The following is a 14,116-nucleotide window of genomic DNA, read 5'->3' as shown; positions in this document are numbered from 1 at the left end:
CTCACTCCCCCCAGCAACGAACTAGGAAGCCGAACCTGTGACTGTGACCGAGACCGCCCGCGAGAGCGTGGCTTCGGCCCTCGAGATGGAGAAGGTGGAGAGCCACCTGCACCCGGAGGGGTCGTTCGACGTGGCCGACCACCCGGTGCCCACCGGACGCGAGGAGATCTGGCGGTTCACCCCGCTCAAGCGTCTTCGCGACCTGCACGGCGACGCCGTCTTCGGTGCCGCCACCACCCGCTACACCTGGAACACCCCCGAGGGCGTGCGCGCCGAGACCGTCGAGGGCGACGAGGCCAAGGCGCTCCGGGGAATCTCCGGGCTGGTGCCGAACAGCCGGTTCGCCGCCCGGGTGCTGGCCGAGGTGCCGTCGACCCTGCTGGTCGACGTCGCCGCGGAGGCCGACGTGGCCGAGCCGCTCGTCGTCGACGTGACCGGGACGGACGCCTCGTCGACCGAGGCCGGCCACGTCGCGCTGCGGTTCGGCCGGCACTCGCGGGCCACCGTGGTGCTCAACCACACCGGCAGCGCCTCGCTGGCCCAGGTCGTGGAGATCTCCGTGGGCGACGGCGCCGAGATCACCGTGGTCTCGGTCCAGGACTGGTCCGACGACGCGGTGCACCTGACCCACACCCAGGCGCGGGTCGGTCGCGACGCGACGTACAAGCACGCCGCGATCAGCTTCGGTGGCGACGTCGTGCGGATGGACGCCAACGTGACGTACGACGGCCCCGGCGGCTCCGCGGAGATGCTCGGGCTCTACTTCGCCGACGCCGGCCAGCACATCGAGCACCGGCTCTTCGCCGACCACACCGCGCCCCACACCAAGAGCAACGTGGTCTACAAGGGCGCGCTGCAGGGTGCCAAGGCGCACACCGTGTGGATCGGGAACGTGCTGATCCGCAAGGTCGCCGAGGGGATCGAGACGTACGAGGAGAACCGCAACCTGGTGCTCACCGACGGCTGCCAGGCCGACTCGGTGCCCAACCTGGAGATCGAGACCGGCGAGATCGAGGGAGCCGGGCACGCCTCGGCGACCGGCCGCTTCGACGACAACCAGCTCTTCTACCTGCGCTCGCGCGGGATCGAGGAGAGCGAGGCCCGGCGACTGGTGGTGCACGGGTTCTTCAACGACCTGATCCGCAAGGTCGACGTCCCCGCGATCGAGGAGCGCCTCGTGGCCACCGTGGAGGCCGAGCTGGCGAAGAACGTCACCGGGAAGCACTTCTGATGGCGTTCCAGCGGGCCTGTGCCACCTCCGAGGTGCGCGAGGACCAGGCGACGGCGGTCAGCCTCGACGGGATCGACGTCGCCGTCGCCAAGGACGGGGAGGACTTCTACGCCGTCCAGGACCTGTGCAGCCACGCCCACGTGGCCCTCTCGGAGGGCGAGGTGGCCGACTGCGCCATCGAGTGCTGGCTGCACGGCTCCACGTTCGACCTGCGCACCGGCAAGCCGATGGCGCTGCCCGCCAGCGAGCCGGTGGCGACCTTCGCGGTGGAGGTCCGCGGCGACGACGTGTTCGTCGACGTGACCACCCCCCTCAACGGCGTCACGCCGGCCTGACCCAAGACTTCGACGAGAGTAAGAGAGACAGAACACAGATGAGCACTCTGGAGATCAAGGACCTGCACGTCTCGGTGGACACCGAGGACGGCGCCAAGGAGATCCTCAAGGGCGTCACCTTGACCATCAAGGACGGCGAGACGCACGCGATCATGGGCCCCAACGGGTCCGGCAAGTCCACCCTGGCGTACTCCATCGCCGGGCACCCGAAGTACACCGTGACCTCGGGCACCGTGCTGCTCGACGGCCAGGACGTGCTGGCGATGTCCGTCGACGAGCGGGCGCGCGCCGGCCTCTTCCTGGCCATGCAGTACCCCGTGGAGGTGCCGGGCGTCTCGGTCGCCAACTTCCTGCGGACCGCCAAGACCGCGATCGACGGCGAGGCGCCCAAGCTGCGTACCTGGGTCAAGGACGTCAACTCCGCCCTGGAGCGCGTCGACCTGGACCCGACCTTCTCCAGCCGGTCGGTCAACGAGGGCTTCTCCGGCGGTGAGAAGAAGCGGCACGAGGTCGCTCAGCTCGAGCTGCTGGACCCCAAGGTCGCGATCCTCGACGAGACCGACTCCGGCCTGGACATCGACGCGCTCAAGGTCGTCTCCGAGGGTGTGAACCGGTTCTCCGAGGGCGGCGACAAGGGCGTGCTGCTGATCACGCACTACACGCGGATCCTGCGCTACATCAAGCCCGACTTCGTCCACGTCTTCGTCGCGGGCCGGATCGCCGAGCAGGGCGGTCCCGAGCTGGCCGACCAGCTCGAGGCCGAGGGCTACGACAAGTACACGAAGGCCGCGGTCTGACATGACGATCCCCGGTCTGCTCCCCGAGCTCGAGATGATCCGCAAGGACTTCCCGATCCTCGAGCGCTCGGTCGCGGGTGGGCAGCCGCTGGTCTACCTCGACAGCGCCAACACCTCGCAGAAGCCCCAGGTGGTGATCGACACCATGGTCGACCACATGGAGCGGCACAACGCCAACATCTCCCGCGCCATGCACACGCTGGGCGCGGAGTCGACCGAGGCGTTCGAGTCGGCGCGCGACCGGGTGGCCGCGTTCCTGCACGCCCCCTCGCGCGACGAGGTGATCTTCACCAAGAACGCCTCGGAGGCGCTCAACCTGGTCGCGAACACGCTGGCCTGGGCCCGGGGCCCGCTGGCGGTCGGGGAGGGGGACGAGATCCTCATCACCGAGATGGAGCACCACTCCAACATCGTGCCGTGGCAGCTCCTGGCGGAGCGGACCGGCGCGCGGCTGCGGTGGATCGGCCTGACCGAGGACGGACGGCTCGACCTCTCCGGCCTCGACGAGCTGATCACCGAGCGCACCAAGGTCGTCTCCCTGACCTGGGTCTCCAACATGCTCGGGACGATCAACCCGGTGCAGGAGGTGGCGCGGCGGGCCAAGGCGGCCGGTGCCCTGGTGGTGCTGGACGCCGCGCAGGCGGCGCCCCAGCTGACGGTCGACGTGGCCGCCACCGGAGCCGACTTCGTGGCCTTCACCGGGCACAAGGTCGTCGGCCCGACCGGGATCGGCGTCCTGTGGGGACGCCGCGAGGTGCTCGAGCAGCTGCCGCCGTTCCTCGGCGGTGGCGAGATGATCGCCACGGTCTCGATGGAGCGCTCGACGTACGCCGACATCCCGCACAAGTTCGAGGCCGGCACCCCGCCGATCGTCGAGGCGGTCGGTCTCGGTGCGGCGGTCGACTACCTGTCGGCCGTGGGCATGGAGGCGATCCACGCGCACGAGCAGGCGATCTCCGGGTACGCCCTCGAGGGCCTGCTCTCGGTGCCCGGTCTGACCGTCCTCGGGCCTCAGGACGCCGCGTCTCGCGGTGGCGCGATCTCCTTCGAGCTGGCCGGCGTCCACCCGCACGACGTCGCCCAGGTGCTCGACACCCGGGGTATCGCGGTCCGCGCGGGACACCACTGCGCCAAGCCGGCCCACGCCCGGTTCGGGGTGCAGAGCTCGACCCGGATGTCGTCGTACCTCTACACGACGCCGGGCGAGATCGACGCCCTGGTCGAGGGCCTCCACTACACGCGTTCGTACTTCAAGGTCGGGTGATCCACGTGTCCGCAGAGCTGGACTCGCTCTACCAGGAGATCATCCTGGACCACTACAAGAACCCGCTGCACGCCGGACTGCGTGAGCCCTTCGAGGCGGAGGTGCACCACGTCAACCCCACCTGTGGGGACGAGGTGACCCTCCGGGTGCACCTCGAGGACGGCAAGGTCGCCGACGTCTCCTACGACGCCCTGGGGTGCTCCATCTCCCAGGCGTCCGCCTCGGTGATGGCCGACCTGGTCATCGGCCGCACGGTCGACGAGGCGATGACCGTGCACGAGGAGTTCCTCGCCCTGATGCAGGGCAAGGGGCAGGTCGAGCCGGACGAGGAGGTCCTGGAGGACGGGATCGCCTTCGCCGGTGTCGCCAAGTTCCCGGCGCGCGTGAAGTGTGCGCTGCTCGGCTGGATGGCCTGGAAGGACGCGACCTCCCAGGTGCTCCGCAACGACGACAACACGCAGGAGACAGCATGAACGCGCAGAACCCCGCCCACTCCGACCTCCCCGAGGTCGACCTCCAGCCCTCCTCCGGGGGCAGCACCACGGCCACGGTCGAGGACGTCACCGAGGCGATGAAGGACGTGGTGGACCCCGAGCTCGGGATCAACGTCGTCGACCTCGGCCTGGTCTACGGCGTCCACGTGGACGAGGGCTCCAACTGCGTCATCGACATGACGCTCACCTCGGCTGCCTGCCCGCTCACCGACGTGATCCAGGACCAGACGAACTCCGCGCTCGAGGGCCTGGTCAACGACGTGGCGATCAACTGGGTCTGGATGCCGCCGTGGGGGATGGACAAGATCACCGACGACGGTCGCGAGCAGCTGCGCGCCCTCGGCTTCAACGTCTGAGGAGCGGTGCAGCCCACCGAGCACGAGGACGACCTGGAGCAGCTCGTCCGGAGCTTCTGGGACGTCGCGCGGTTCCACGCCAAGCTCACCCACATGCCGTCGTACTTCGGCCCGACGGTGATCGCTTCGGTGCCGCCGCCCGTGTGGAGCCTGGGCAGCACCCCCGCCGAGGCGGACGCCGCGCTGGCGGGGCTGCTGGACGGCACGGCGACCACCCTGCGCACCCCCGCCGAGGAGTACGCCGCCTCCGGTGAGCCGCTCCCGGAGGAGGGGGTGCTCGGGATCGTCACGGACGGCCGGGGACACCCCGGGGCGCTCGTGGTCACCTCGTCGGTGGAGCGCGACGGCGACGAGGTCGTCGAGCACCTGCGGGTGCTCTACCGCTCCTCGTAGCCGCGCAGGCACGCCCCTGCGACTAGGTGTGATGCCCAGCCAGGTTGTTCAACCTGGTGATGGGTGCGGCCTTCCCGATCGCTGAGTGGGGCCGGTGGTGGTTGTACTCGTGGATCCATGGTGGCAGAGCTGCGAGGCGGGCTGACTCGGAGTTGTAGAACTTCTTGAATGCCCAGCCTTCGACCAGCGTGCGGTGGAATCGCTCGATCTTCCCGTTGGTCTGCGGCCGGTACGGCCGGGTGCGCTTTGGGGTGATATCCAGTTCGGCGCACGTGTCACGCCACAGGAAGGATCTGTACGCGCCGCCGTTGTCGCTGAGCACCCGATGGACAGTCACACCCCGCTCGGCGAACCATGCGACCGCGTTGCGCAGCACCAACGCCGCGGTCTCCTTGGTCTCGTCGTCGTGGGCCTCGACGTAGGCGACTCGGGAGTTGTCGTCGATCACGGTGTGCAGGTAGCAAGTGCCGATCAGCGGCTGACGGTACCTGCTCTTGGGCTGACCGGTCCTGGCTGAGGTCGCAGCACGGTTCCTCAGACCTTGCTCGCGGCCGACGTAGCGCCAGCCGCCACCGTCAGGGACCCTCCCGAGCTTCTTGACGTCGACGTGGATCAGGTCGCCCGGCTGCTCGTGCTCGTAGCGACGGACCGGTTCGCCCGTGGCTCGGTCGATGTGGGTGAGTCGGTTGATACGGCACCGGACCAGGACCGCGTGCACGGTTGAGGAGGCCATGCCGAGTCGGTCGGCGATCTCGACCGGGCCGAGTCGTTGCTTCCAGCGCAAGTGCACGATCTTGCGCACCACTGGGGCCGGCGTCCGGTTCGGTTGGTGGTGGGGCGCCGAGGACCTGTCGAACATGCCATCGGGCCCTTCCTCGAGGTACCGATCAGCCCACTTCCTCGCAGTTCGCCACGAGACGTCGTATCGCTCAGCAGCCCGAGCAGGCGGCCAACCGTGGTCGACGATCAGGCGCGCAAGTCGAAGCCGGGCGCGAGGGGTCAGAGCAGCGTTGGTGTGGGTAGCGTGGGACACGAAAGCCTCCTCGGTGGCGGAGCGGTTCCTAGACAGCTCCACTCCACACCGGGGAGGCCTTCGTCCATCTACAGGTCAGACCGTGTCGTCGCAGGATCTCGACCAACGTGCCTGGGCATCACAACTAGGGTGACCGGATGCCTGTCGTCCCGGTGCCCGCGGAGCGGATCTCCCGGTGGGTGGCCAACTTCGGCAGCCGCCACGGCGAGGTGACGCTCGCGGTGAGCGACGGCTGCCTGACCGGCGTCGCCGAGGACGGGTCGGCCTTCCGGGCGCGCCTGCCGTTCTCGTGTCGCCACGTCGGCCCCGCCGAGCCCGAGGCGTTCGCCGCGGCCTGCGACCCGCCCGGTGCCTGGGGCGTCCTGCTGGTCCGCAAGGGTGGCTTCGCGGTGGCCCGCCTGGAGGGCCGGACGCTGGTCGAGCACAAGATCGGGCAGCGCCACGTCCAGGGGCGGACCAAGGCGGGCGGCCAGAGCCAGCAGCGGTTCGCCCGGCGCCGGGACAACCAGGCCAGGATCGCCTACGAGGCCGCCGCCGACCACGCGGCCCGGATCCTGCGCCCAGGCGTGCTCGTGGTGGGTGGCGACCGGGCGGCGGTGACCGAGGTGCTCGAGGATCGCAGGCTCGCCGGGCAACAGGTCGTCGGGGACTGGCTGGACGTGCCTGACCCGCGCCGGCGGGTGCTGGACGACGCCGTCGAGCGGGCCTGCGCCGCGCGGGTCGAGGTCGAGAACGCCTGAGCGGGGTCCGCCTCTGCCAGGATGAGCCGCATGTGGGAACCCCGACCGGGGTGGCAGCGGCTGCCCGGGGCCGGCCCGTCCACGTTGGGGGTGTGGGCCGCCCGAGTCGGCGACCGTGATGTCGTCGTCAAGCGGCTGGTCGCGCCCTCGCCGCACGACCCTCCGGAGACTGGTCTGCGCACGCACCCGGCGTACTGGCGACGGGCCGCGGACGTCGCTCTCAGCGGCGTCGTCTCCGGTACTCCCGGACTGCGCGAGCCGGAGCTTCTCGAGGTCGAGGAGGACGCGGCCGGGGTGACCCTGGTCCATGCACGGGTGGAGGACGCGGCCAGCTCGGGGCTCTTCCTGGCGAGTCGGCTCGGCCGGTTCGCCGGTGCGGATCTCGGGACGCCGCCGTGGCTGGCGGTGGACCAGCTGGCGGCCCGGTTGGCCCAGGTGGAGCGCCGAGGGGGCTGGCGGACGCTGGCGCGCACCCCGATGGCGGACCTCGCCGACCACCTGTGGCACCGGCGCCGTGCGTTGCTGGAGCAGGTGGCCCGGCTGCCCCAGGTCCCCCAGCACGGGGATCCCGTCCCCAGCAACCTCCTGGGCCACGAGGAGGACGAGGTGGTCGCGGTCGACTGGTCGACGTTGGGGCGTGGTCCGGTGGGTTCGGACCTCGGCTATCTCTCGCTCTCGACCAGGGAGGCGTTCCAGCCGCTGGTGGTCGCGTACTGCTCCGGGTTGCCCGACGGCTTGGCCTCCCGGGCCCAGGTCGAGCTCGGTGCCCGGGTGTCCTCGATCTACACGGTGCTCACCCGGGCCGACTGGGCGCTGGCGCGAGCGGCCCAGGGCGAGGGGGCGCTCGCCGGCAAGTACCGGCACCCGAGCGTGGCGCCGTTCCTGCGAGCCATGCAGCGTCAGCTGCCGCAGGTCGAGGCGCTCCTCGACCCGCGGCAGCACGACTGAGCGCAGGCGTCAGGTCAGGGGGTTGGCCTTCTTCACGGCCTTCTTGGAGCGCTTGACGCCCGACTTGGCCATCCCGGTGAGGCCCTGCGTGAACAGCGTCAGCCCCGCTCCGACGAGCCACACGTCCTTGGCCACCGCCGTGCCCTCCTGGCTGGGGCGGATGCCGTCGTCGAGCGTCATCCCGGGGGTCCGCAGGTACATGCCCACCAGGGCCGAGCCGAAGCCGGTGAGCGCGGCGCCCGCGACGGTCGCCGGCACCATGGGCGCCAGGAGGGCGGCCCCCACGGCGATCTCGCCGTAGGCCAGCAGGTTGGTGAAGCCCTTGGGGTCCATGTCCTTGACCGCGGCGGGGTAGGCACCGGCCGCGGCGCCGTGCAGGTACTGGGCGGTGCCCTCGTCGGCGTTGAGCTTGCCGAGGCCGGAGTTGAGGATGTAGGCGCCGGTGGCGACTCGCAGCGGGACTTGGGTCAGGTGCATGGCTTCTCCTGGGTCGGGGGTCTCGGCTACGCCGTACCCCCGGAGGGCGCTCGGCCATGCGTCCCCGACGGGAGGTGTCCGCCTGTCGAGGTGCTCCCGCGGAGGCCTCGCCGACCGCTAGGGTCGCCGCCATGCTGCGCACCCTGACCCTCGGGACCTGTCTGCTCGGCGCCTTCGTGCTGGGCGGGTGCGGTGACCAGTCCTCCGACGCGGGTGCTGGGAACCAGCCCGATCCTGCCTACGTCGAGCTGTGGGACGAGTTCCGCTCGGTCCTGCACGTCTCCGAGCCGGCGGGGGAGGAGCCGTCGGCCGAGGCGCTCAACGAGGCGTTCGGCTGGGACGAGGACTCCCGCGCCCGCGTCGACTCGGTCACCCGGCAGGAGGTCTGCCTGGTGGGCCGGGACTCCGGGGTCTACCTGGCGGTGGTCGACACCGAGGGACCGGGGGACCCCACCGTCCTGATGGGGGAGGCGGACACGTGCTCCTTCGAGGAGGCCGAGGCGCAGGTGGTGGCGGTGATGGACTCCGCGGACCCGTCGGGCTTCCGGATCCTCTCCGGCGAGCAGCTCCTCGAGGGGGACGAGCAGCCCTGACCGGTCGGCCGAGGCCTACAGGTCGTCGGCCGCGAACGTGTCGCAGGCGGCCAGATCGCCTCCGTCGTACCCGACGTTGAACCAGCTCTGCCGCTGGGCCGCGGAACCGTGCGTCCAGCCCTCCGGGTCCACCCGTCCGCCCGAGCGCTGCTGGATGCGGTCGTCGCCCACGGCCTTGGCGGAGTCGAGGGCCTCGGCGATGTCGCCCTCGTCCAGCTCGGCGAAGATGGCCGTGCCGCTGTCGTCGGTGGTCCCTGCCGCTGCCCGGGTCCACATCCCGGCGTAGCAGTCGGCCTGGAGCTCCAGCCGTACGGCGTCGCTCTCCGGTCCCTGCTGGGTGCGCACCTTGCCCATCGTGCCCATCAGGTTCTGGATGTGGTGGCCGTACTCGTGGGCCAGCACGTAGGGCTCCACGAAGTCACCGCCCTGCCCACCGAGTCGCCCCTCGAGCACGTCCTCGAAGAAGGTGGTGTCGAGGTAGACCTGCTCGTCGGCGGGGCAGTAGAACGGCCCCACCTGGGCGGAGGCCTGACCGCACGCGGTCGCGACCTGGCCGGTGAAGGTGTTGATCTGGGCGGGGGTCAGCGGCACGCCGGCCTCCCGAGGGAGCGTCGTCGCCCAGTACCGCTCGAGCGAGAGAGCGACCGCCTTGCGCGCGCAGTCGGGGTCGTCCTGGGCGTCCGCCCCGGTCCTGCAGTGGTCGTAGCGCTCGCTCTGGGACTCGAGTCCGCTCGGCAGCCCGCCGGTGCCGCCTCCCTGGTCGAAGGCGGTCCCGCCGCCGGTGCCTGTCGTCCCGCCGACGCACTGGGTGAGCACGAGGAACAGCACCACCAGCACGATCGCCCCCAGGCCGCCGCCGGCCTTGGCCCCGCCGGGCATCGGGAGGCGCGCGGGGGCGCCACCGCCCCCTCGGCGGCCGCCGGCGTCGCGGACCGAACCGCGCCGGATGTCGGCCTTCGGGTTGAAGCGCATGTGAGTCCTTCCTGGGCGGGGCGACGACGCCGACTCACGGGAAACCGGCTCTCCTCCGTAGACTCACTACCCTCATGATCACAGCCCAACACCTCGAAGTGCGCGCCGGCGCCCGCCTCCTCATGGAGGACGTCACGTTCCGAGTAGCGGCCGGCGACAAGGTCGGACTCGTCGGACGCAACGGGGCCGGCAAGACCACTCTCACCAAGGTGCTCTCCGGCGAGGCGCAGCCCGCCTCGGGGAGCGTGCTGAGCACGGGCGAGGTGGGGTACCTGCCCCAGGACCCCCGCACCGGCGACCCCGAGGTGCTCGCGCGCGACCGGATCCTGTCGGCCCGCGGTCTGGACGACGTCGTCCGCCGGCTCCGTCAGGCCGAGGAGCAGATGGGCTCCGACGACGAGCGGGTGCGCGAGAAGGCGATGCGCCGCTACAGCCGCGCGGACAGTGAGCTGCACGCCGGCGGTGGGTACGCCGCGGAGTCCGAGGCCGCCCAGATCGCGCAGAGCCTGGGCATCGAGGAGCGCCTGCTGCGCCAGCCGCTGCGTACCCTCAGCGGCGGTCAGCGCCGACGGGTGGAGCTCGCGCGGATCCTGTTCTCCGGCGCCGAGACGCTGATCCTCGACGAGCCGACCAACCACCTCGACGCCGACTCCATCGTGTGGCTGCGCGAGTTCCTGAAGTCCTTCAAGGGCGGGTTGATCGTGATCAGTCACGACAACGCGCTGCTCGAGCAGACGGTCAACAAGGTGCTCCACCTGGACGCCAACCGCGCCACCATCGACGTCTACAACATGGGCTGGAAGGCCTACCTGGAGCAGCGGGAGACCGACGAGCGGCGACGCAAGCGCGAGCGGATGAACGCCGAGTCGAAGGCGAAGATGCTCACCGACCAGGCCAACCGGATGCGGGCCAAGGCGAGCAAGGCGAGCGCGGCCCAGTCGATGCTCAAGCGCGCGGAGAAGATGGTCGCCGGTCTCGAGGGGGAGCGACAGGCCGACAAGGTCGCGCGGATCAAGTTCCCCGCGCCCGCGCCGTGCGGCAAGACGCCGCTCACCGCGGAGGGGCTCTCCAAGTCCTACGGGTCCCTGGAGGTCTTCACCGACGTCGACCTCGCGATCGACAAGGGGTCGCGCGTGGTCATCCTGGGCCTCAACGGTGCGGGCAAGACCACGATGCTGCGGATCCTGGCAGGTGTCGACCAGGCCGACACCGGCGAGGTGGTGCCGGGTCACGGTCTCAAGGTCGGCTACTACGCCCAGGAGCACGAGACCCTGGACACCTCGCGCACGGTGCTGGAGAACATGCAGTCCGCCGCACCGCAGCTCACCGACACCGAGGCGCGCTCGGTGCTCGGCTCCTTCCTGTTCTCCGGCGACGACGCCCACAAGCCCGCCAAGGTGCTCTCCGGCGGGGAGAAGACCCGGCTCGCGCTGGCCAGCCTGGTCGTCTCCAGCGCCAACGTGCTGCTGCTCGACGAGCCCACCAACAACCTGGACCCGGCGTCGCGCGAGGAGGTGCTCGCGGCGATCCGCACCTACGAGGGGGCGATCGTCCTGGTCACCCACGACGAGGGCGCGGTGCGGGCCCTGGAGCCGGACCGGGTGCTGCTGCTGCCCGACGGCGACGAGGACCTGTGGAACGAGGAGTACGCCGACCTCGTGTCGCTGGCGTGAGCCTCGCCCGGGGGTTGGCACCCGTGCGGCCGGACCGCCTCCCCATTACCGCCCGGTAACCTAGGATGCGGTCATGACTCCTGAGGAACTCATCGCTGTCGGTCTCCGCTACGACGTGGCCGGACCGGTCGCCACGATCACCCTGGACCGTCCCGAGGTGCGCAACGCGCAGACCCCTGCGATGTGGCGGGCGCTGGCGCAGGTCGGCGAGGCCATGCCGGAGGACGTCCGGGTCGTGGTGGTCACCGGGGCGGGGGAGACCTTCTCCGCCGGGCTGGACCGGTCGATGCTCGACCCCCGCGGTGGGGGCCAGGGCACCGAGACCGTCGCCGGGCTGCTCGCCCTCTCGGACCAGGAGATGGCCGACACGATCGGTGCCTACCAGGAGGGGTTCACGTTCCTGCGTGACCCGCGCTTCGTCTCGATCGCCAAGGTGCGCGGCTACGCCGTCGGGGCGGGCTTCCAGCTCGCCCTCTCCTGCGACCTGCGGGTCGTCTCGGAGGAGGCGCAGTTCTGCATGAAGGAGTCCGCGCTCGGCCTGGTGCCCGACCTGACGGGAACAAAGCCGCTGGTCGAGGCGGTTGGCTACAGCAGGGCCCTGGAGATCTGCGCGACGGCACGGATGGTGGGCGCCCAGGAGGCGGTCCGGATCGGTCTGGTCCAGGCGGCGGTCCCGGGTGACCAGCTGGACGCCGCCGTGGAGCAGCTCGTCGGGGGCCTGACGGCTCCGATGGTCGGGGCCGTGCGGGCGACCAAGCAGCTGCTCCAAGGTGCGGACGACCGTTCGCTGGAGGACCAGCGGCGGCTCGAGCGGGAGGCGCAGGTGCTGCGCTTCCGGGAGGTCGCTGCCGGGATCTGACCCGGTCGCGGACGGGCGGGAGCCCGGAAGGAGAAGAGACGCCGATGTCCTTGCAGATGGGGATGGGCCCCGCGTGGCGTCACATGCGCACCGACCGGAGCGTCGGGCGGCAGCGGGTCGACCGCGGAACCGTACGCCGGGTGCTCGGCTTCGCCCGGCCGCACAAGCGCACCATCGGCGTCTTCCTCGCCGTGACCTCGTTCGACGCCGCCCTGGTGGTCGCGACCCCGTTGCTGGTCAAGACCCTGGTCGACGACGGCATCACCCGCGGGAACGCGGGCCTGGTCGGCTGGGTGGCGCTGGCGATGGCGGGCGTCGCGGTGCTCGGCGCCGTGCTTTCGGTGATCGGCGGCTTCCTCTCCTCCCGGATCGGCGAGGGGTTGATCTACGACCTGCGCACGCAGGTCTTCGCCCACGTGCAGCGGCAGTCGCTGGCCTTCTTCACCCGCACGCAGACCGGTGCCCTGGTCTCCCGGCTCAACAACGACGTCATCGGCGCCCAGCGCGCCTTCACCTCGACGCTCTCCACCACCGTCTCGAGCCTGGTCTCGGTGGTGGTGGTGAGCATCGCCATGCTCGCCCTGAGCTGGCAGGTGACGCTGCTGTGCCTGCTGCTCTTCCCGCTCCTCCTGGGCGCCTCCCGGTGGGTGGGCGGCCGCCTCGCGGGACTGACCCGCGAGCAGATGGACGGCAACGCCGACCTGGGCAACGCGATGACCGAGCGCTTCAACGTCGGTGGCGCGATGCTGCTCAAGCTCTTCGGCCGGCGTGACGGGGAGGACCGGCTCTTCTCCGAGAAGGCCGCCAAGGTCCGCGACCTCGGGGTGCAGATCTCGTTGGTGACCCGGATCTTCATGGCCACCATGCTGCTCATCCCGGCGCTGGCGACCGCCCTGGTCTACGGCGTGGGGGGCTGGCTGACCATCGAGGGCACGCTGAGCATCGGCACGGTGCTGGCCCTGGCCACGCTGCTGCTGCGCCTGCTCGGGCCCTTGCAGAGCCTGAGCAACGTGCGGATCGACGTGATGACCGCGCTGGTCTCCTTCGACCGGGTCCTGGAGGTGCTCGACCTCCCGTCCACCATCCAGGAGAAGCCGGACGCCGTCGCGCTCCCGCCGAGCGCCGCACGCCTCGAGTTCGAGCACGTCGCGTTCCGCTACCCCCGGGCCGAGGAGGTCTCCCTGGCCTCGCTGGAGAGCGTGGCACGCACCGAGGGCCCGGTCGGAGACCTGGTGCTGCAGGACGTCAGCTTCGTCGCCGAGCCGGGGCAGATGGTGGCGCTCGTCGGTCCCTCCGGCGCCGGCAAGACCACGATCACCCACCTGGTCGCCCGGCTCTACGACGTGACCTCGGGCGCCGTCCGGGTGGGCGGGCACGACGTCCGCGACGTCTCCCTGGAGTCCCTGGAGGACGTCGTCGGATACGTCACCCAGGACTCGCACATGTTCCACGACACGATCCGGGCGAACCTGACCTACGCCCGGCCCGGGGCGGACGACCGGGACCTGTGGGAGGCGCTCGCCGCCGCCCAGATCGACGGCCTCGTGCGGAACCTGCCCGAGGGGCTGGACACGGTCGTGGGCGACCGGGGCTACCGGCTCTCCGGCGGCGAGCGGCAGCGCCTGGCCATCGCCCGGCTGCTGCTGAAGGCGCCGTCCATCGTGGTGCTGGACGAGGCGACCGCACACCTGGACAGCGAGTCGGAGGCGGCCGTGCAGCGGGCGCTGCAGGTCGCCCTGGAGGGGCGGACCTCGCTGGTCATCGCGCACCGGCTCTCCACCGTGCGGGAGGCCGACCAGATCCTGGTGGTCGACGCCGGCCGGGTGGTCGCGTCCGGCACGCACGAGGAGCTGCTCGAGCAGGGTGGGCTGTACGCCGACCTCTACCGGACGCAGTACTTCTCCGAGCGCTCGCGACCCCTGGAGGAGCCCCTGCGGGGGTAGATTCCGGG

At 70.9% G+C, this 14,116-nt stretch carries 16 protein-coding genes; 13 read left to right on the top strand and 3 right to left on the bottom strand.

Annotated features, from left to right (window positions below):
- Positions 1-37 precede the first annotated feature (37 nt).
- The 7 genes from sufD to H8838_RS10435 are packed head-to-tail and all read left to right on the top strand — an operon-like array spanning position 38 to position 4,870.
- Positions 38-1,231 (top strand): Fe-S cluster assembly protein SufD, encoded by a 1,194-nt coding sequence (gene sufD, locus H8838_RS10465; protein WP_317983759.1) that lies wholly within the window; start codon positions 38-40, stop codon positions 1,229-1,231.
- Positions 1,231-1,566, top strand: a complete 336-nt coding sequence (locus H8838_RS10460) for a non-heme iron oxygenase ferredoxin subunit (protein WP_185996114.1) — start codon at positions 1,231-1,233, stop codon at positions 1,564-1,566. The genes sufD and H8838_RS10460 overlap by 1 nt, the downstream gene beginning before the upstream one ends.
- 38 nt (positions 1,567-1,604) lie before the next feature.
- Positions 1,605-2,363, top strand: coding sequence for a Fe-S cluster assembly ATPase SufC (sufC, locus tag H8838_RS10455; RefSeq protein WP_181311091.1), 759 nt, complete (start codon positions 1,605-1,607; stop codon positions 2,361-2,363).
- Position 2,364: 1 nt separating this feature from the next.
- Complete coding sequence (locus H8838_RS10450) at positions 2,365-3,627, top strand: cysteine desulfurase (protein WP_185996115.1); 1,263 nt, start codon at positions 2,365-2,367, stop codon at positions 3,625-3,627.
- Between the two features lie 5 nt (positions 3,628-3,632).
- The gene (sufU, locus tag H8838_RS10445) at positions 3,633-4,100 is read left to right on the top strand and encodes a Fe-S cluster assembly sulfur transfer protein SufU (protein WP_181311089.1); all 468 of its coding nucleotides are present in this window, start codon (positions 3,633-3,635) and stop codon (positions 4,098-4,100) included.
- Positions 4,097-4,477 (top strand): metal-sulfur cluster assembly factor, encoded by a 381-nt coding sequence (locus H8838_RS10440; protein WP_185996116.1) that lies wholly within the window; start codon positions 4,097-4,099, stop codon positions 4,475-4,477. The genes sufU and H8838_RS10440 overlap by 4 nt, the downstream gene beginning before the upstream one ends.
- Positions 4,478-4,483: 6 nt before the next feature.
- Positions 4,484-4,870 (top strand): ASCH domain-containing protein, encoded by a 387-nt coding sequence (locus H8838_RS10435; protein ID WP_185996117.1) that lies wholly within the window; start codon positions 4,484-4,486, stop codon positions 4,868-4,870.
- Between the two features lie 22 nt (positions 4,871-4,892).
- Here H8838_RS10435 and H8838_RS10430 read toward each other — a convergent pair whose 3' ends face one another.
- Positions 4,893-5,903 carry an IS481 family transposase gene (locus tag H8838_RS10430; protein WP_185996118.1) on the bottom strand — a complete coding sequence of 337 codons (1,011 nt, stop codon included), beginning with the start codon at positions 5,901-5,903 and terminating at the stop codon, positions 4,893-4,895.
- A gap of 137 nt (positions 5,904-6,040) precedes the next feature.
- Here H8838_RS10430 and H8838_RS10425 point away from each other — a divergent pair, with 137 nt between their 5' ends.
- Positions 6,041-6,643 carry an acVLRF1 family peptidyl-tRNA hydrolase gene (locus H8838_RS10425; protein WP_185996119.1) on the top strand — a complete coding sequence of 201 codons (603 nt, stop codon included), beginning with the start codon at positions 6,041-6,043 and terminating at the stop codon, positions 6,641-6,643.
- A gap of 30 nt (positions 6,644-6,673) precedes the next feature.
- On the top strand, positions 6,674-7,591 hold the full coding sequence (locus H8838_RS10420) for a phosphotransferase family protein (protein ID WP_185996120.1): 918 nt from the start codon (positions 6,674-6,676) through the stop codon (positions 7,589-7,591).
- Between the two features lie 9 nt (positions 7,592-7,600).
- On the opposite strand, the gene H8838_RS10415 is transcribed toward H8838_RS10420, so the two are convergent.
- On the bottom strand, positions 7,601-8,068 hold the full coding sequence (locus H8838_RS10415; protein ID WP_181311084.1) for a DoxX family membrane protein: 468 nt from the start codon (positions 8,066-8,068) through the stop codon (positions 7,601-7,603).
- Positions 8,069-8,199: 131 nt separating this feature from the next.
- Here H8838_RS10415 and H8838_RS10410 point away from each other — a divergent pair, with 131 nt between their 5' ends.
- On the top strand, positions 8,200-8,661 hold the full coding sequence (locus tag H8838_RS10410; protein ID WP_185996121.1) for a hypothetical protein: 462 nt from the start codon (positions 8,200-8,202) through the stop codon (positions 8,659-8,661).
- 15 nt (positions 8,662-8,676) lie between these two features.
- Here the strand turns inward: H8838_RS10410 and ypfJ are convergent, their stop codons facing one another.
- Complete coding sequence (gene ypfJ, locus H8838_RS10405) at positions 8,677-9,633, bottom strand: KPN_02809 family neutral zinc metallopeptidase (protein WP_185996122.1); 957 nt, start codon at positions 9,631-9,633, stop codon at positions 8,677-8,679.
- Between the two features lie 74 nt (positions 9,634-9,707).
- On the opposite strand from ypfJ, the gene H8838_RS10400 reads away from it, so the two are divergent.
- The 3 genes from H8838_RS10400 to H8838_RS10390 all read left to right on the top strand — a co-directional run bounded on the left by H8838_RS10400 (position 9,708) and on the right by H8838_RS10390 (position 14,108).
- Positions 9,708-11,306, top strand: a complete 1,599-nt coding sequence (locus tag H8838_RS10400) for an ABC-F family ATP-binding cassette domain-containing protein (protein ID WP_181311081.1) — start codon at positions 9,708-9,710, stop codon at positions 11,304-11,306.
- A gap of 73 nt (positions 11,307-11,379) precedes the next feature.
- Entirely contained in the window at positions 11,380-12,165 is a 786-nt protein-coding gene (locus H8838_RS10395; protein ID WP_185996123.1) for an enoyl-CoA hydratase/isomerase family protein, read from the top strand.
- 44 nt (positions 12,166-12,209) lie between these two features.
- Positions 12,210-14,108, top strand: coding sequence for an ABC transporter ATP-binding protein (locus tag H8838_RS10390; RefSeq protein WP_185996124.1), 1,899 nt, complete (start codon positions 12,210-12,212; stop codon positions 14,106-14,108).
- Positions 14,109-14,116: the final 8 nt, after the last annotated feature.

The sequence above is a fragment of the Nocardioides campestrisoli genome (genome assembly GCF_013624435.2).
Classification (GTDB): domain Bacteria; phylum Actinomycetota; class Actinomycetes; order Propionibacteriales; family Nocardioidaceae; genus Nocardioides; species Nocardioides campestrisoli.
The sequence above is the reverse complement of the archived record's forward strand: the minus strand, read 5'-3'. Positions and strand labels throughout refer to the sequence as shown.